Annotated in this window: 12 protein-coding genes; 9 read left to right on the forward strand and 3 right to left on the reverse strand. The window is 37.9% G+C overall.

The features are described from left to right. Positions 1-4645: beta strand repeat-containing protein (locus tag GON26_RS21330; protein WP_202110916.1), on the reverse strand; the 4645-nt coding region annotated here is incomplete at its 3' end. Positions 4646-4932: 287 nt separating this feature from the next. Beyond that, positions 4933-5490 carry a phage tail protein gene (locus GON26_RS21335; protein ID WP_160376797.1) on the reverse strand — a complete coding sequence of 186 codons (558 nt, stop codon included), beginning with the start codon at positions 5488-5490 and terminating at the stop codon, positions 4933-4935. A 261-nt stretch (positions 5491-5751) separates the two neighbouring features. Between GON26_RS21335 and GON26_RS21340 the strand changes: the two genes are divergently transcribed. Both GON26_RS21340 and GON26_RS21345 read left to right on the forward strand, forming a co-directional pair. Further along, the gene (locus GON26_RS21340; RefSeq protein WP_160376798.1) at positions 5752-6873 is read left to right on the forward strand and encodes an XdhC family protein; all 1122 of its coding nucleotides are present in this window, start codon (positions 5752-5754) and stop codon (positions 6871-6873) included. A gap of 15 nt (positions 6874-6888) precedes the next feature. Then, positions 6889-7479 (forward strand): nucleotidyltransferase family protein, encoded by a 591-nt coding sequence (locus GON26_RS21345; RefSeq protein ID WP_160376799.1) that lies wholly within the window; start codon positions 6889-6891, stop codon positions 7477-7479. 16 nt (positions 7480-7495) lie between these two features. Here the strand turns inward: GON26_RS21345 and GON26_RS21350 are convergent, their stop codons facing one another. Beyond that, positions 7496-8647, reverse strand: a complete 1152-nt coding sequence (locus GON26_RS21350; protein ID WP_230407987.1) for a cysteine desulfurase family protein — start codon at positions 8645-8647, stop codon at positions 7496-7498. Positions 8648-8805: 158 nt separating this feature from the next. Here GON26_RS21350 and GON26_RS21355 point away from each other — a divergent pair, with 158 nt between their 5' ends. The 7 genes from GON26_RS21355 (at position 8806) to GON26_RS21385 (ending at position 17707) form a co-directional block, all read left to right on the forward strand. After that, positions 8806-9447, forward strand: coding sequence for a (2Fe-2S)-binding protein (locus GON26_RS21355; RefSeq protein WP_160376800.1), 642 nt, complete (start codon positions 8806-8808; stop codon positions 9445-9447). Next, complete coding sequence (locus GON26_RS21360; RefSeq protein WP_160376801.1) at positions 9444-10424, forward strand: FAD binding domain-containing protein; 981 nt, start codon at positions 9444-9446, stop codon at positions 10422-10424. Before GON26_RS21355 ends, GON26_RS21360 begins: the two co-directional genes overlap by 4 nt. A gap of 8 nt (positions 10425-10432) precedes the next feature. Continuing rightward, complete coding sequence (locus tag GON26_RS21365; RefSeq protein WP_160376802.1) at positions 10433-12637, forward strand: xanthine dehydrogenase family protein molybdopterin-binding subunit; 2205 nt, start codon at positions 10433-10435, stop codon at positions 12635-12637. 228 nt (positions 12638-12865) lie between these two features. Further along, entirely contained in the window at positions 12866-13201 is a 336-nt protein-coding gene (locus GON26_RS21370; RefSeq protein ID WP_230407988.1) for a hypothetical protein, read from the forward strand. Positions 13202-13297: 96 nt separating this feature from the next. After that, the gene (locus GON26_RS21375; protein WP_160376804.1) at positions 13298-14953 is read left to right on the forward strand and encodes a peptidase domain-containing ABC transporter; all 1656 of its coding nucleotides are present in this window, start codon (positions 13298-13300) and stop codon (positions 14951-14953) included. Positions 14954-14955: 2 nt separating this feature from the next. Continuing rightward, a complete protein-coding gene (locus tag GON26_RS21380; protein ID WP_160376805.1) occupies positions 14956-16308 on the forward strand; it encodes an HlyD family secretion protein in 1353 nt (450 codons plus the stop codon). 1 nt (position 16309) lies between these two features. Beyond that, positions 16310-17707: a TolC family protein gene (locus tag GON26_RS21385; RefSeq protein ID WP_160376806.1), complete on the forward strand. Its 1398-nt coding sequence runs from the start codon at positions 16310-16312 to the stop codon at positions 17705-17707. The last annotated feature ends 959 nt before the right edge of the window (positions 17708-18666 follow it).

The following is an 18666-nucleotide window of genomic DNA, read 5'->3' on the forward strand; positions in this document are numbered from 1 at the left end:
TGTTATTGATAAGAGATGTACTAGCTACAAGAAATGATGGTTCTGTAATAGTAACGCTTGTTGTAGCTGTACAGCCGTTATTATCTGTTACGGTTGCGGTATAAGTTCCTGCAGCTAAACCAGTAGCGGTAGCTGCGGTTCCTCCTGAAGGTGCCCATGAATATGTATAAGTTCCTGTTCCGCCAATAGCAGTTACAGTTGCAGTTCCACTAGATGTTCCATTACAAAGAACATTTGTTTGTGTAGTTGTAGCTGTAAGTACTGCTGGCTCATTGATAGTTGCGGTTTGTGTAGCAGTACATCCATTAGCATCAGTTACCGTTACGGTATAAGTTCCTGCAGTAAGTCCAGTAGCTGTTGCAGCTGTTCCTCCAGTAGGACTCCAAGAGTAGGTATAAGCTCCTGTTCCGCCAGTTGCGATTACAGAGGCTAGACCATTAGATCCACTATTACAAGAAACATCAGTTTTAGATGTTGTTGCAATAAAGGCACTCGGCTCAGTAAGTATAATACTTGCTGTTGCGGTACAACTGTTAGCATCAGTGATAGTTACAGTATAAGTTCCGGCAGTAAGCCCTGTAGCTGTAGCCGCAGTTCCACCAGAAGGGCTCCAAGAGTACGTATAACCTCCGGTTCCTCCGGTTGCTGATACAGAAGCTACTCCGTTAGAACCTCCATCACAAGAAAGATTTGTTTGAGATGTTGTTGTAGTTATTGCTGTTGGTTCGGTAATAATAACACTATCCGTTGCAGTACAGCCGTTAGCATCAGTTATTGTTACGGTGTAATTTCCTGCAGATAAACCAGTAGCTGTAGCAGCAGTTCCACCCGAAGGTGCCCATGAATAGGTATATGCTCCTGTTCCGCCAGTTCCAGTTACTGTTGCTGTTCCGTCATTGGCACCATTACAGCTAATATCCGTTTTTAATATAGTGGCAGTAAGTAAAGCTGGTTCTGTTATAGTAGTACTAGCAGTTTCAGTACAACCATTGGCATCAGTTACCGTTACGGTGTAAGTTCCGGCAGATAAACCAGTAGCTGTAGCAGCTGTTCCACCCGAAGGTGACCATGCATAGGTATAAGTTCCAGTTCCTCCTGTTGGTATTGCTGTCGCTGTTCCGTTAGTTCCTCCATTACAGGAAACATTTGTATTGGATGCTGTTGCGGTAAGTGCATCTGGTTCTGTGATTGTAAAACTTTGCGTTGCAGTACAACTGTTAGCATCGGTTACCGTTGCAGTGTAAATTCCTTCTGTTAATCCGCTCGCAGTAGCAGCAGTTCCTCCAGTAGGACTCCAGGAGTAGGTGTAAGGCGGGGTTCCGCCAGTTGCAGAAACAGTTGCATATCCATTAGAACCGTTATGACAGCTTACATTTATTGTTGTTCCTTGTGATGCGACTAATAGTGAAGGTTCAGTTATAGTGATATTTTGTATGTTTTCGCAAAAATTAGCGTCTGTGATTGTCACAGAATAATTGCCCTCTGGTAATCCTGAAATATTGTCTGCTGTTTCTCCATTAGACCATAAATAGGTATAGGGTGCGGTTCCTCCTGAAGGCGTTACACTAGCGGAACCATTACTTTCTCCATTACAACTTACGTCTGTTTTGAAAGGAGTAGCCGTTACAGTTGTTACTGTTAATGCTACGGAAGAAGATGTAGCTGTAGTACAAATTCCTGTTGCTAGTAATCGATACGCATATCCATTCATGGCTGCTGTAGCATTCGAAATGGTCAGAGTAGCGGTTTGTGCATCAGCGTAAGTCGTATTATTTGTTATATTATTAAAGCCACTTCCGCTATCTTCCTGCCATTGGTATGAAGTAGCAAGCGAAGCTGTGGCGCTAAAAGTAGTACTTCCTCCGGCACAGATTAAAGTGTTTGAAGGTTGTCCTGTTATTGTGGTTGCGCCATTTACTGTTATGGCAACCGTTATAGGATCACCTGGGCAACCATTTAAAGTAGGGGTAATGGTATAGGTGACAATGCCATTTCCGGTTAAAGTTTGTGCTATTGTAGTTCCTGAACTTGCTGAATATCCGGTTACAGTACCACTTGTAAGTGCTGCTGTCCAGTCAAAAGAAGCTCCAGTAGGAGTAGATGTCAAAGCAATATTAGTAGCGTTGCCACTACAAATTGTTTCCGAAGCTGGGGTTGCTGTTGCAGTAGGTAAAGGTTTTACGGTTACGTTTACTACAATAGGTGTACCCGGGCAACCATTTAAGGTTGGAGTTACAGTGTATGCAACAACTCCGTTTCCGGTTAAATTTTGTGCTATTGATGTTCCTGAGCCGTCGGAAAAACCGCTTACGGCGCCACTAATAAGTGCTGCTGTCCAAGCAAAAGAAGCTCCTGTTGGGGTAGAGGTTAGTGCAATAGCAGTACTACTGCCAGTACAAATACTTTCTGATGAAGGTGTGGCAGTTGCTACCGGAGTTGGATTAACAGTAACAACAACATTTATCGGGGTACCTGGACAACCATTTAAAGTTGGAGTTACAGTATAAGTTACGACCCCATTTCCGGTTAAAGACTGGTTGATAGTTGTTCCTGATGATGCAGAAAAACCGGTAACCGTACCCGAAGTTAACGAGGCAGTCCATGCAAAAGTTGCTCCTGTAGGACTAGAAGTTAGCGCAATATTAGGAGAAGTTCCACTACAGATTGCTGTTGAGGATGGAGTAGCTGTTGCAACAGGATAAGAGTTTACCGTTAGTTGTGCTAAACCATTTGTTTGAATAGTTGCACAAGAATTGGTTAACAAAGCCCTGTACAAATAAGTATTCATTCCGGGTGTAACAGCACTAACAGTAAGTGTGTTGGTTGTAGCACCTGAATAATTAGGTGCTGTTCCTCCATCAGTGATATTAGTAAAACCTGAGCCAGAATTTACCTGCCATTGATAAGTTGAAATATTGGTGGCTGCAACACTAAATGCTGTTGTACCATTTTCGCATACAGATGCAGAAGCTGGCTGGGCAGATATTTGTGGTAATGATGCTGCAGCTGTAGGTTCAGTTATAGTTACAGTATGGGTTTTTTGACAAGCAATGTTATCCGTAACTGTAACCGTATAAGTTCCTGCAGTAAGACCAGATGGTGATGCAGTTGATCCGCCTGATGGAGACCAGGAATAAGTATAAGGTGCAATACCTCCTGAAACGGAGATTGTGGCAGCGCCAGTGTTGCCTCCGTTACAGATTACATTAGTTTGTGCTGTTGTACTAACAGTCATATTAGGGACTGTTAAGGTAGCCTGATTGGATGTAGCACTTGAGGAACATAAATTTGAAGCCACAACTCGGAATAAATAGCCACTCATGGCTGGTGTTGCTCCTGTAACAGTTAAGGTTGCAGTTGTCGCTCCCGAATACACACCACCATTAGTGATATTGGTAAAACCTGATCCGGTATTTACCTGCCATTGATATGCTGTTGCATTTGATGCTGTAGAGGGAAAGGTTGTGTTATTTCCTTCACATATAGTTCTATTAGGAGGGTTTCCAGTAATAGCAGTAGGGGTTGCTGCCGGTTGTGAAATTATAATGCCGGTAGCAGATTTAAAAGTTCCTTCGGTATCCTGTACAATTACGCTATAAGTTCCAGCAGAAAGCCCTGAGGCAGTAGCTGCTGATCCGCCAGCTGGCGACCATGCATAGGTATATCCGGGTTTACCTCCAGTAACAGTTGCAGTTATAGTTCCGTTGGTACCCCCATTACAGGTAACATCGGTTTGTGATATTGATATAGCTAGTTCAGGATTTGGAGTCACCGTCATATCTGCTCCATAACTTGTTCCGGCCGAATTAGTTGCGTAGGCCCTGTAATGTATTTGAGTATTAGGAAGTAATCCACTAACGAGACCACTAAAGCTACCTGTACCAGTACCCATTGCTAAGCTACCATTATTAGTTGTTGTTGTAGGGTTTGCAGCGAATGACCAAACGATTCCGCGATCCGTAATAGATCCGCCACCGCCGTTAGTAACGTTTCCTCCCATAGTAGCCTTTACAGCTCCTACATTGGTTGCCGTTGTGGTTGTTACGGTTGGTAAAACTACTGCTCCAGCCGATTGCCAGGTCATAGCATCAAGTGCTACATAGGCTATCGCTCCTGTTGTTTTTATAGTGAAACTATCAATATTGGTAGAAGCATTATTTGCTCCTCCAAAATTGGTCATGTTTATAAAAGTATATCCGTTATTCGTGGCTAAACTAGTTGTGAACCCGGAATTGGAGGTAGCGGTAAAGACTGTTGCACCTCCAAGTTTTCCTGTAATAGTACAATCGCCATTTGTAGGAGGTAATGTAGTGTTAGAATTAGCCAGATACAAATACATACTTTTTAAGGTAAAGTTTACCCCACCAGCAGAAGCAACTGTAAATTCTACAGGTACATTTAAAGCTGAAGACCCACTGTTATCAATAAACTGATAATCAGCAGCAGTACCATTCCATCCATAAGCAGCGACATCAGAATATATCTCAAAAGGTCCCTGAGCTGCAGATGTTATATTAAAAGTCTGACCATTGCTGGTAAAACTAGCAGAGCCAGCTGTAGCAGATTCAAAATATTCTGTAGTTTGCCCCAAAACATTGGAGACAGAAAACAGAATAAATAAGAGTAGTAAGTAAAGTTTTTTCATGTATGAGAAATTAGGTTAATCAATGGATATTGTAATGGGTTTTGGTTCCTATTAAAAGAGATTATAATTTCTATTCTAATAAAACCACTGCACCCAAACAATATTAAGAGTGCAGAGAAGCTATAGGATTTTTAAAGCCAGATCGTTACGTCTTATGACTATCTAACCTAAAAATCATTGATGATATTGGTGGCATTTTTATCAGGCTTTTATGTCACAGCCTGTGTTGTGTTTTATTAAAAAATATATAAACTGGCTGCATCTACAGCCAGTTGTATATAAAAAAATTACGGTCTTGAAGGATAAATCCCATTCACACAAATGATATAATTTAATACCAAAAACGGCTGCATGTTAGAAATCGCTTCACTTCCGCCTGCGGCTGCTACCGTTACTGTAGCATCTCCTAAAGCAAGATTAGGAGCCGCAGTTGTATAGGCTAAATCAGGAACAAACTCTCTTCCTGATTGTACTCCTGGTACTCCAAGATTAACACCAGCAACCGGAGCACTAAGTGTTGGTGTAGCGGTGTTAATGTTCAGAGTTGATTTATGTGTATGCGCTGGCATATTTGCAACTGTAAGAGTTGTGGCTTCTGTTCCGGCAACTTGTCCTTCTATATAGGGAGTTCCAGTTCTTCTTGACTGACCAGCACCCACTGCAACCTGTCCTCTTAAATCAGGTAATGCAAAAGTATTTACTCCATCTCCGCCATAAGTTGTTCCTAAAAGGCTAAAAAGGGCAGAGTTTTGTGCTATTGATAATAGTGCTCCATTGCACATTAGATAATTTACCGGTACAAAATTTCCAGCAAATAGTTTAATGATTCCCATGTATTCGTCCATGATGATAATAGTTTTGGTTAGTTAATTGATTTTGTTATGATTATCTGTTTTAGATCGGAACAAAATTAAAAAAAGGGTAAGCCTCAAAATCAGGTAGTTTTACCTGTTTTTATTTTTTAGTGGCCTATTTTGTTATGCAATTACTCTTTTGGGTTCGATATTCAAATAAAAAAATGTGTGTTTTCTTTCTTTTTAAAGTTTAAAAGAATTACCTCTTTGGCAAAAAAATAATTATCTATTTTTGTTAGGCAGATTATATATATGAAAGAAATTAACGAAATTCTCAAAGCTTATTCAGAAGCAAAAATAGCTGGTAAAAGAGCGGCACTTGCTACTGTGGTTAAGGTCGAAGGTTCTTCCTATCGTCAGCCGGGAGCACGTATGCTGGTTACGGAAGATGGTTTGCTAACAGGTGCTATAAGTGGCGGCTGTCTGGAAGGCGATGCGTTGCGAAAAGCACTTTTATGTATTAATCAACAGCAAAATAAGCTCGTTTCTTATAATACAAACAATGAAGAAAATAGCGAGTTAGGTTTACAGCTAGGATGTAATGGTGTGGTTCATATTGTTTTTGAGTGCATAAATGATAATCAAAAAAATAATCCTATTCAGCTTCTACAGCAATTAGAAACAGATCGTAATGGTGCTGTAATGGTAACTGTTTTTTCCTTAAAAAGACAGGCAGAACAATTAGGAACAGTATTGTGTTATAAAGAGGATTCGAATATAAGGCATAATAACAGTATTGCTTTGGAATTTCTTTCGGATGTAAAAGAAGTGCTGCAAAATAAAACGACCGTTTTTAAGAAAAATGCTGATGCTAACGAAAATGAATTTCTGATAGAATATATAAATCCAACAATTTCTCTCATAATTGCAGGAGCCGGAAACGATGTACAGCCGCTAGCAAAAATGGCCGATATTTTAGGATGGGAAATTACCATTGCAGACGGTCGTGCTACTCACGCTACAAAAGCAAGATTTCCCGAGGCAAAACAAGTTTGGATTGCAAAACCGGAACAGTTGCTGGAAAACATAAATATTGACAATCAGACTTATTTTATTCTGATGACTCATAATTATAAGTATGATTTGGCATTACTCAAGTTACTTTTGGAAACGAATGATAATTACATTGGAATTTTAGGACCAAAGTCAAAACTTAACCGGATGCTGGACGATTTGAATCTGGAAGGGATAAATGTGTCTGAAGAACAATTGAAAAGAATTTATGGACCAATTGGATTGGATATTGGAGCAGAAACTGCTGAAGAAATTGCGCTGTCCATAATTGCTGAAATTAAAGCAGTAATGACCCGTAAAAACGGAGGCTCATTAAAACACAAAACAGGAAAAATACACAATGGTTCATCAATAGCATAAGAGTAATTATTAGAAATGAAAAACAAAACAGGAATCGTTATTCTGGCAGCTGGAAATTCCTCAAGATTGGGACAGCCCAAACAATTGTTAGTGTATAAAGACACGACACTTTTGAAAAACACCATTGCAGCGGCTTCTCTAGTTCCGGATACTACTATTGTTGTGGTAACAGGGTCTAATCATGAATTAATAGAAAAAGAAATACATCTTACTCAGGTAAAAATAGTTTTTAACCCTGACTGGCCATCTGGAATGGGAACTTCAATAAGTAAAGGACTCACGGAATTATTATCTTTAGAACCTAACTCCCAAAGCTGTATTTTTACTGTTTGTGATCAGCCTTATATTTCAAGTGAAGTTTTTGAAAATTTAGGAAACCATTACATTGAAACAAAAAAAGGAATTGTAGCTTCTGCTTATTCAGGCACATTGGGAACGCCTGTTTTATTCGATAAAAAATATTTTAAGGAATTAGCAGAACTGAAAGGACAGGAGGGAGCCAAAAAAATAATCAATAGCTTTTTAGAGGATGTGGTGTCTATTCTATTTGAAAAAGGAGAAATTGACATCGATACTATTGAAGATTACAACAACCTTATTTCTTGATTTTTGCTTTAAAAGATTAAGACTTCAACTCTTTTATCAAAGAATGAATTCTGGAAATAGTTTCTTCTATTTCTTCGACAGTGGTGAATTTACTTAAACTAAAACGTATCGAACTCAACGCATTTTCATCAGATAAACCTAAAGCTTTCAAAACATGTGAAGGTTCTGAAATAACCGATGAACAGGACGATCCATTAGAAACTGAAATGTTTTGCAAGGCCATAATCAACCGTTCCGAATTTACTCCCGGAAAGCAAATGTTCGTTGTATTGTAAATTCGGTTTAAAAGACTTCCATTAACAAAAGATCCTTCAATTTTTAAAAGACCTTCTTCTAATTGATTTCGCAATGCGCTTATTTTTTCGGTATTAGCTTCCATTTCTCTTCCTGCAATTTCACAGGATTTTCCTAAACCAATGATTCCCGGCACATTGAGTGTCCCGCTTCGTAATTTACGCTGCTGTCCGCCTCCATGTATTTGTGGAGTTATTTTTATTTTCGCTTTCGCGGAAAGATAAAGTGCGCCAACACCTTTGGGACCATGAAATTTATGTGCAGAAAGCGGTAAAAAATCAACTCCCAGATCTTTTACATTAATCGGAATTTTACCAACAGCCTGTGTCGAGTCGCATAACAATAAAGCATTTTTAGCCTGTACTATTTTTGATATTGCTTGAAGGTCTTGTATAACCCCAGTTTCATTATTAACATTCATAATAATAACGAGTAGTGTATTATCTGTTATGGCCTCAGCTAAAATTTCAGGGTCTAAAATACCATCAGCAGCAACAGGCAAATAGGTAAGATTAAACCCGGTTTCTTCCATATAACGGCAGGTTTCCAAAACCGCTTTATGTTCGGTGGTAACGGTAATAATATGTTTATGGCTTTCATTTGCCAAACCTTTAATAACTAAATTGATAGATTCTGTTGCGCCAGAAGTAAAGATAATTTCTTCTTCTTTGGCTCCAATCAGATTGGCCGTTTCCCATCTGGCATTCTCAACAGCCTCCTGTATGGTAAGCCCTGCGAGATGACTGCTGCTGGCATTTGCATACGAATCGCTTAAGTAAGGCAGCATAACATCAAGTACCCGATCATCGATACGGGTTGTGGCATTATTATCCAGGTAAATGTTGTTTTGGTGCGGCATATTGTGTTCCTTCATTTATGTAAAAATACAATTTTGTAGCACAAATGACGATTTAAAAACTTTTAGAGAATAAAAAATATAAGTTTCTGTGAATTTTATAACTTTTTGTCAGATAGGATTATTAAATTTGTTAGGAGTACCACAGATATTTTTCTAATTTTAAAATAATATGCATGGATGCAAAAAAGCCAATTAGAAATAAAGCAGTAGAAGAAGATTCGAATAAATCGCGTCGTGACTTTATAAAAAAATCAGGACTGTTTACTGCTCTTGCTTTCACTCCGCCATCATTGGTTCTGGCTACAGACAATAAATGGGAAGAGAAGATTGCAGAATATCTGGAAACGGTTCCACTTTCGATTGAAGTAAATGGTGTAAAACACAACCTGAATGTTGAGCCAAGAACCACTTTACTTGATTTATTAAGAGAACAATTGTTACTCACAGGAACTAAAAAAGGATGTGATCACGGACAATGTGGTGCCTGCACGGTTCATGTAAACGGTACCCGAATATTATCCTGCCTTTCACTGGCTTCCATGCAGCAAAATGCTCAGGTGACTACTATCGAGGGACTTTCAAAAGGAAAAAAACTACACCCCATGCAGGAAGCTTTCATAAAAAATGATGGTTTTCAATGCGGATATTGTACGCCGGGTCAGATTATGTCAGGAATTGCCTGTATCAAAGAAGGACATGCAAACAGCAGAGAGGAAATAAGAGAATACATGAGTGGTAATATTTGCAGATGTGGTGCTTACCACAATATTGTAGATGCTATTACAGAAGTTAAGGAAGGAGGGATGCCATTATGAAAAACTTCCAGATAATTAAAGCGTTGTCTTCAAAGTCAGCAGTATCAAGTGTTGGAAAAGAGAAGGATGCGATGTTTATAGCCGGCGGAACGAATCTTGTAGATTTGATGAAGAAAAACGTTGTGGCTCCCGACAAGCTGATTGATATAACAGGTATAGATCTTAAACAAATAGAGTTTCTTACTGGAAAAGTAACTATTGGTGCCCTGGCCAAAAACAGTCAGGTAGCTGAGGATAAGATTATTAAAGAAAATTATCCGTTGCTCGCATTGGCACTTTCAGCAGGAGCATCGCAGCAAATCAGGCACATGGCAACCGTTGGCGGAAATATGTTACAGCGCACGCGTTGTTCGTATTTTTATAATACAGATATGCCCTGCAACAAACGTGTCCCAAAAAGCGGCTGTGGTGCAATTGGAGGTTCCAACAGAATGCATGCTATTTTTGGCGCTTCTGATAGTTGTATAGCAGTACATCCCAGTGATATGTGTGTGGCACTGGCAGCCTTAGAGGCAACTGTTTTTGTGGAAGGGCCAAAAGGAAAAAGAGAAATTAAATTTACTGATTTTCATCGCCTTCCGGGCAATACACCGGAAATTGATAACACACTTCAAAACAAAGAAATCATTACTTCTATTGTAATTCCGGAGAATAATTTTAGTAAAAATAGTCATTACCTAAAAGTCCGTGACCGAAGCAGTTATGCCTTTGCATTGATTTCTGTAGCTGTTGGTCTGGACATTCAAAACAATACTATTAAGGATGTCAGACTTGCCATGGGAGGAGTCGCTCATAAACCCTGGAGACTTACCGAAACGGAAGAATTTTTAAAGGGAAAAACAGTTTCTGAAACTACATTCAGGCAAGCTGCAGATTTGGCCATGAAAGGCGCAAGAAGTTATGGAGAGAATGATTTTAAACTGACACTTGGACCTAATGCAATCTTTGAAGCATTAACGATAGCAGCATCTAAATAATTAGAATTATGAGCAAAACAAGTAATATTAATAGAGTAGATGGATTTGCTAAAGTAACCGGAAGTGCTACTTATTCAGCAGAATATAAAACATCTGGTGTAACCTATGCGTGTTTGGTAGGAAGTACTATTGCTAAAGGCAGAATTAAATCTATAGATACCAAAAAAGCAGAATGGGCTCCTGGAGTTCTGGCAGTGATTACACATTTAAATGTAGATAAACCTGTTGGTTACGAGCAGCCTAAAAGCCGAAATAATTTTGGTCAGCCACTTCAAATATTCAAAGATGATAGTATTTTGTATTATGATCAGCCCATTGCACTGGTTATTGCGGATACTTTCGAGCGAATGCAATATGCTGCTAGTCTCATCAAAGCGGAATATTTAAAAGAGACACATTCAACAGATGTTCAGAAAGTTATCAATAAAGGAAAAACTCCTGAACGTTCAAAAGATTACCATCGTGGAGTGGAAGATGGCTATAAAAATGCTGAAGTTATCCTGGAAGAAGAATACACCATTCCAACCGAGGTACATAATCCGATGGAATTAGCCAATATCATAGCAAAATGGGAAGGCAATAAGCCCATTGTCTATACCAAAAGTCAGGGTGTCGAAGGTACCAGACGAAGTATTGGAGGAGTTTTTGGAGTACAGCCAGAAGATGTCGAGGTACATTCAGAATATTTAGGAGGCGCTTTCGGAATGGGATTACATACCTGGCCTTATGAAATAGCAGCCCTTATCGGATCAAAAAAAATAGGACGCCCGGTTAAGTTGGTTTTGCATCGCGAACAAATGTTTACCAATGTAGGATTTCGTCCTTATACTATTCAGAAAATGGGTTTAGGCGCAACTAAAGAGGGCAAACTTACCGGATTAACCCATGAAGCGGTCGCACTTACCTCAAGTTATGAGGATTTTACCGAAGCTACCGTAAACATGTCCCGTTTTATGTATGATTGTGCCAATGTTTCTACCCGATATAAAATTGTAGAAATGGACACTTGTACCCCCATCTGGATGCGTGGCCCCGGAGAAGCTACAGGATCATTTGCGCTGGAAAGTGCTATTGATGAACTAGCTCATAAACTGGATATGGATCCTATTGAATTTAGAAAACGAAACCATGCCGAAAAAGATTTGGAACAAAATAAACCCTGGAGCAGCAAATATCTTTTAGAATGTTACGAAGGCGGAATGGAAAGAATAGGCTGGAAAAACCGTAAAAATAAACCAGGCTCTGTTCGCGAAGGCGAATGGCTTGTAGGATACGGGATGGGGACCGGAACTTTTGGGTCTTACAGAAGTCCGGCTACCGTAAAAGCAAAATTTTTATCGAATGGAACTCTGGTTTTGCAATGCAGTGTAAACGATATGGGACCCGGAACGGCAACCATGATGACTGCAATCGGGGCAGAAATTACGGGACTTCCTGCAGAAAATGTTGTGATTGAAATGGGTAGAAGCGGTCTTCCAAAGGGGCCTACTCAGGGAGGTTCTGCGACCACTTCATCAGTAGGTTCAGCGGTGCACGATGCCTGTAATTTGTTAGTAAGCAAGGCTATTGGCCTGGCTCATGAAACAAATGTTTTCAAAAGTACGCCTATTGCTAATCTGACCTTGTCGAATGGTACTGTCATTTCTAAAGATGATACTTCAAAATCAGTAACATTAGTTTCATTACTCAATGACAATAAATTAGATGAACTGATAGTAGAAAATGAATCAAAAGGTTCTGAAGAAGCCAGAAAATATTCTATTTATTCTTTTTCTGTTCATTTTGTAAAAGTATTGGTAAACCCGAATTTAGGAAAAATAAGGTTGGCTCATGTAGTTTCCTGTGCCGATATCGGAACGGTTATTAACCAAAAAACTTCTGCAGGACAAATGTACGGAGGCGCTGTTGGAGGAATCGGAATGGGACTAATGGAATCGTTAGAAATCGATCATCGATTTGGCCGCCCAATAAACAATAATTTTGCGGATTATCATGTTCCCGTAAATGCCGATATCGAAAAGCAGGAAGTGTTTTTTGTCAATAAAAAAGACCCAATCAGTAATCCAATGGGTACCAAAGGTCTCGGAGAAACGGCTTTAGTAGGAATGGCACCCGCAATTGCAAATGCTGTTTTTAATGCTACTGGCAAACGTGTACGCGATTTACCTATTACTTTAGATAAAATTATCGAGCCTTCTGTGGCGATGACTTAATAAATAATCAAATTTTAGAAAAAATAATTACTGTAAACAGATTTGTAGAAAAAAAGCTAATAAAAAATTAGCTGTTAGAATTAACAAAATTCTAATATTATTCTAATGTTGCCCTTAAAATTTAATTTTAACTTGCGGCCTCATAATATTTTCTAGCAAATGTTGAGTAAAATTAAAAATAGTCTTTTATGTAAATGCCTTCAGGTGTTACTCATTGGATACTTTTTAATGAGTAGTATCAACATTTCGAGTAGTTTCGAGCGACTCATTAATGATAATACCGAAGTAAATTCGGTTAAGGGAATTACATGTAATTTTCTAAAAAAAATATTCAAATGTGACGGTATTGTTGAAGAATTAGATGATTATGAAACCAAAGATTCGAAAACTAACAAACTTTCAAAAGGCATTCCGTCTTTAGATTATTTAATTCCTGTAGATAATTCTATAAGCAGTTTAGACTTCAAAACCGCATCTAATAAGAAAAATTATACAAGAAATCCAGTCTTTTTGTTTGGATTTTATGGTAAAATACATCTGCGGCCTCCCCAAAATATTGCATAAATACTTAATTTTGCTTAGATTAGAAGGAATTCTATAATCTATTCTATGGTTTTTACCGTACGTATTATTTATTAATATTGTCTTACTTATAAATTCATGACACCATTTAAACGATTTATCAATTTACTTAAACTCGACAAACGCGACGTATATCAAATTATATTTTATGCTGCTTTTGCCGGTTTGGTAAATCTTTCTTTGCCTTTGGGAATTCAGGCTATTATTAATTTTATCCAGAGCGGACAAGTCAGTGTTTCCTGGGTTCTTCTTGTTGTTTTAGTAACCATCGGAGTTGGTTTTGGTGGTGTACTGGTTATTTTGCAGCTGCGAATAGTAGAAAATCTTCAACAGCGAATTTTTGTTCGCTCTTCGTTCGAATTTGCTTATAGATTGCCTTTAATTAAATTTAAAGAAATGTATTCGGAATACGCACCTGAAAAAGCAAATCGTTTTTTTGATACGCTAATGTTACAAAAAGGCACAGCAAAACTTTTGTTAGATTTCTGTACTGCTTTTCTTCAGGTAGGTCTTGGGATTATTCTATTGGTTTTATACCATTCATTCTTTACGGTTATTGGTCTTTTGTTTATAGCTATTTTGTATATCATTTTCAAATTTTCATACAAGGATGGTCTCGAAACCAGTCTTAACGAATCTAAGTTTAAGTATAAAGTCGCGGCCTGGATTCAGGAAATCGCGCGTAACCGGGACAGTTTCCGCAGAAAAGGAGGGTTCGACTATGCACTTGAACGAAATGATGGGTATGTAAGTGAATATATAAATTACCGTGAGAAACATTTTCAGGTAATGAAAAAACAATACATTCAGCTTACTATTTTTAAGGTTATTGTTACGGCTGCCTTATTGTCTATTGGTGGTTTTTTGGTAATTCATCATCAAATGAATATTGGGCAGTTTGTAGCAGCTGAAATTGTGATCGTATTATTGATTAACTCCGTAGAAAAAATTATTCTGGGATTAGAGTCTTTTTATGATGTATTGACTTCGGTAGAAAAAATAGGTCAGGTTATGGATATGGAAACAGATTGTATTCCAAATACATCTTTGGTAAGCGAAACCGGAATTACAATAGAAACAGATAGTATCGCTTACAATTACCCGGATCATAACAAAAAATCGCTCAAAAACATTAATCTTAAAATTTCTCAGGGCGAAAAAATACTTCTAAGAGGTACAAATGGTGCAGGAAAAAGTACTTTGTTACGTTTATTGGCTGGATTACTGGAACCAGAAAGCGGTGCAATGTATATCACGGATAACTTTATGAATCGCCTTGACGAAGATTCATATAGAGCACAGTCTGGAACTTTTTTGCAAGGCGATACACTTTTTGCCGGTACCATAAGAGAAAATATTCTTTTTGGTAATGAGACAATTGATAATGATGATTTAAAATGGGCTTTGGATAATGTTTGCCTTACGCCATACATCAAAACGTTCCCCAACGGACTTCAAAATCAAGTTCATCCGGGCGGTCGTGAATTATCGGCTTCTGATGTTCAAAAAATACTTTTAGCAAGAAGTATCGTCAACAAACCCAATATATTATTCTTAGAAGATCCTGTAGATAAAATGGACGAATTAACTTCGGCTAAAATAATTGATTTTTTATTGTCGAAAGAAAATGACTGGACGGTAATTGTGACTTCTAAAAGTGATATTTGGAAAGACAAATGCGACCGTATGATAACCATTGATGACGGAAAAATTATTAACGACACAAAGCTTTAATCATGCTCAATATAACTAAAGAAAATAACGTACTTATAACACCTGGAAAATACAAGTCTATAACCAGTGTTGCCCGCAGACCGCATTACAAAATTTTAAATCGGGTAATAATCGGTTTTTTATTGTTCGGATTTGGCTGTCTTTTTCTTCCCTGGACACAAAATATTTCAGGAAGTGGTTCGGTTACCACTTTAAAACCAGATCAGCGACCACAAACAGTTCATAATGCGATTGCCGGAAGAATCGAGAAATGGTTTGTTCAGGAAGGTGATTATGTAAAAAAAGGAGATACTATTCTTTTTATTTCAGAGATAAAAGAAGATTATTTAGATCCTAATCTGGTTGGAAACACAAAAGATCAGGTTGATGCAAAAAAGATGGCCGTAGAATCGTATGGCGATAAAGTTAATTCGCTTGATGTCCAGGCGCAATCCCTTAACACAGAAAGAGAATTAAAATTGCAACAGGCTCAGAATAAAATAAAACAGGCTAATCTGAAAATTAAGAGTGACAGTATGGATCTCGAAGCCGTAAAAACGCAGTTGAGAATTGCCCAGACACAGTTTAATCGTTCGACAGCGCTGAATAAAGAAGGTTTAAAACCACTTACAGATGTAGAACAAAAAAGATTAAAACTTCAGGAATCTGAAGCTTATATTATCACACAGCAAAATAAATTATTGAGCAGCAAGAACGAATTGATAAACGCTAAAGTAGAAATCAATCGTATCACTGCCGAATATGCCGAAAAAATTTCGAAGTCAAAAAGTGATAAATTCACTGCTTTAAGCACCCAGTATGACACAAAGGCTCAGGTTAATAAACTACAGAATCAATATGTAAATTACAGTCTAAGAAATGGGTTGTATTACATCACCGCTCCACAAAGCGGATATGTAAATAGAGCTTTATTGGCAGGTTTGGGCGAAACAATAAAAGAAGGGACTCCAATTGTTAGTATTATGCCTTCCACTTATGATATTGCGGTAGAAACGTATGTTGACCCTATAGATCTTCCTCTGGTTCACCGTGGAGCAAAAGTACGTGTTTGGTTCGATGGATGGCCAAGAATTGTATTTTCAGGCTGGCCAGGATTATCCTACGGAACCTTTGGAGGCAAAATAGTAGCGATAGAAAACTTTATTAGTCCAAACGGAAAATACAGAGTCCTTATTTCGCCAGATGGCAAGGATCACAAATGGCCAAAAGAACTCAGCATCGGTGCCGGTGCACAAAGTATTGCTTTACTGGAAACAGTTTCGGTATGGTACGAAATATGGCGTAACTTAAATGGTTTTCCTCCAAATTATTACAAAGCAGATGAAACGGATACAAAAGGAAAGGAGAAAAAGTAAAATGAGACATATAGCAAAAATGCTTTCTTTTTTATTTTTCTTTGGCTTTTCAACAGGATTCAGTCAGGATTTTAATAAAGAAGAATTGAGTTATAGCGAGTTTTTAGGCTATGTAAAAAAATACCATCCGCTGGTAAAACAGGCTAACCTGGAAATAACAAATGCTCAGGCAAAGCTAATGGTTGCCCGCGGTGGATTCGATCCCAAAATCGAAGTAGATTACAATAAAAAAGAGTTTAAAGGAACCGAATATTATTCATTACTAAATAGCAGTTTCAAAATCCCGACCTGGTACGGCATCGAAATAAAAGCAGGTTTTGACGAAACAGATGGTCAATATTATAACCCGCAAAATCGAACACCCGATGCAGGGTTAACTTCGCTTGGAATAAATGTAGCTTTAGGACAAGGGATGTTCATCAACCAGCGTATGGCAGATGTACGGGAAGGAAAACTTCAGCTGCAATTAAGCGATGCCCAGCGAAAACTAAAAGCAATCGAAGTTTTGTATAAAGCCAGCGAAGCCTATTTCGAATGGCGAAAAAGTTACAACGAAGCCGAACTCTACAAGAGTTATCTTGGTTTTGCAAGTGCCCGTTTTGCAGGAGTAAAAAAACTTATCGAACTGGGAGATTCTCCAGCAATTGATAGTGTCGAAGCCCGAATTACCGTTAGAAACAGACAATTAAATGTAGAAAACGGAAATCTTAAACTGGCCAAAGCAAAACTCTACCTGTCTAATTATTTATGGATCGAAAACGTTCCGGTTGAGTTGGATGATATGGTAAAACCAGAGCAAAACTTAATCCTGACACTCGAAGAAACATTAAGAACTTCGGATATGATGGTCAATGTCGAAACGCTGGATTCTCACCCAAAAATTCAGGCTCTCGATACAAAAATGTCTATTCTCGAAGTCAACAGACAGCTAAAAGCAAATTCGCTGCTTCCTAAATTAAATGTCGGCTACAACTACATTTCAGAACCCACCTACTTTGATTCTTTCAATGCAGATGATTATAAGTTTAACGTCGATTTCAGCATTCCCATTTTCTTAAGAAAAGAGCGTGGAAGCCTAAAAATGGCCAAAATTAAAATTCAGGATCTAAAGTTTGATATCGACCAGCAACGACTCGAACTTAAAAACAAAATAAAAGCACAACAAACAGAAATTGCCTCTCTAAAAAGGCAAAAAAGCGTCATTGATAATCTCGTAAATGATTATATGACCATGCTCAGCTCAGAAGAAAAATTATTTTCCTTTGGCGAAAGTTCCATATTCTTAATCAATTCCAGAGAAAACAATCTCGTCAGTGCAAGACTTTCGCAAATCAGTATCGAGAATCAGTTTTACCTTTCAAACGCCGAATTGTATAAGATACTCGCAAATCCAGATTGATAGTATATAAAAACCTGTAAAGCATAATTTACAGGTTTTTTTATGCCAGGAAACTTCAAATGAATCATAAAGGTTTTGAAAAATAAGTAAAAACAATCCATTACAACCAGAACCCAATCCATACTTTTATAACGATTGTTATTCATCAGGGCGTGACACCATCCCGATAAGAGGGCCAACATACTTTGCGGTTATACGCCCTCTTACCGGTATGCTGTCGGGCTATCCATGCTACTTCGGTAGCTTATTCCTATCCCTCACGCAACCCAAACTCCGAGTAAGAGTCAGGTCCAAATCATTCCGTTTTCGATTTCATAACTTGAAGATTGAAGCAAATGACCTGAAAATTAAAGTAAATAATTTCCATTTTAATCACAATCCCCAATTTGATTTAAAGAATCATTATTAAAAAGAATCAGCATTAAAATAATTAGCCAATCAATATACCACCCCGTTGAGGTTCTCGTAAAACCCCATCGGGGTGACATATTTATAGAAAAAATCAAATAGCCAGCCCCAAATAACCCCAGCGGGGTGAGATATTTATATATAAAACCATGAATGGTCTTGATATTTGAACAGAGATTTTTAAGGAATAATATGAAAAAATAAGAAATTTCCTTTAAATAGAGTATTTTTTTTATTTTTTAAAATTTAGTATATCAGATAGTTATGAAAAAGTTTAAAAAAAAGACATTTAAATTTTGAAAAAAGTATTGGAAATCTAAATAAAGAAACTACTTTTGCACCCGCTTTGAAACACAAGCGAAATTAAAAAGAAATACACGTTCGTAGACATATTGAATTGACAGCCGTTTTAACAGAGATGTTAGAACAAAAGAATAAGAGTAATAGAATCGCGAGATTTAAGAATACCCGATAGAGAAAGCATCATTATAAACAGTCCCGATTTATCGGTACAAACAATATACGATGAAGAGTTTGATCCTGGCTCAGGA

This window comes from Flavobacterium hydrocarbonoxydans (genome assembly GCF_009789235.1).
Classification (GTDB): Bacteria; Bacteroidota; Bacteroidia; order Flavobacteriales; family Flavobacteriaceae; genus Flavobacterium; species Flavobacterium hydrocarbonoxydans.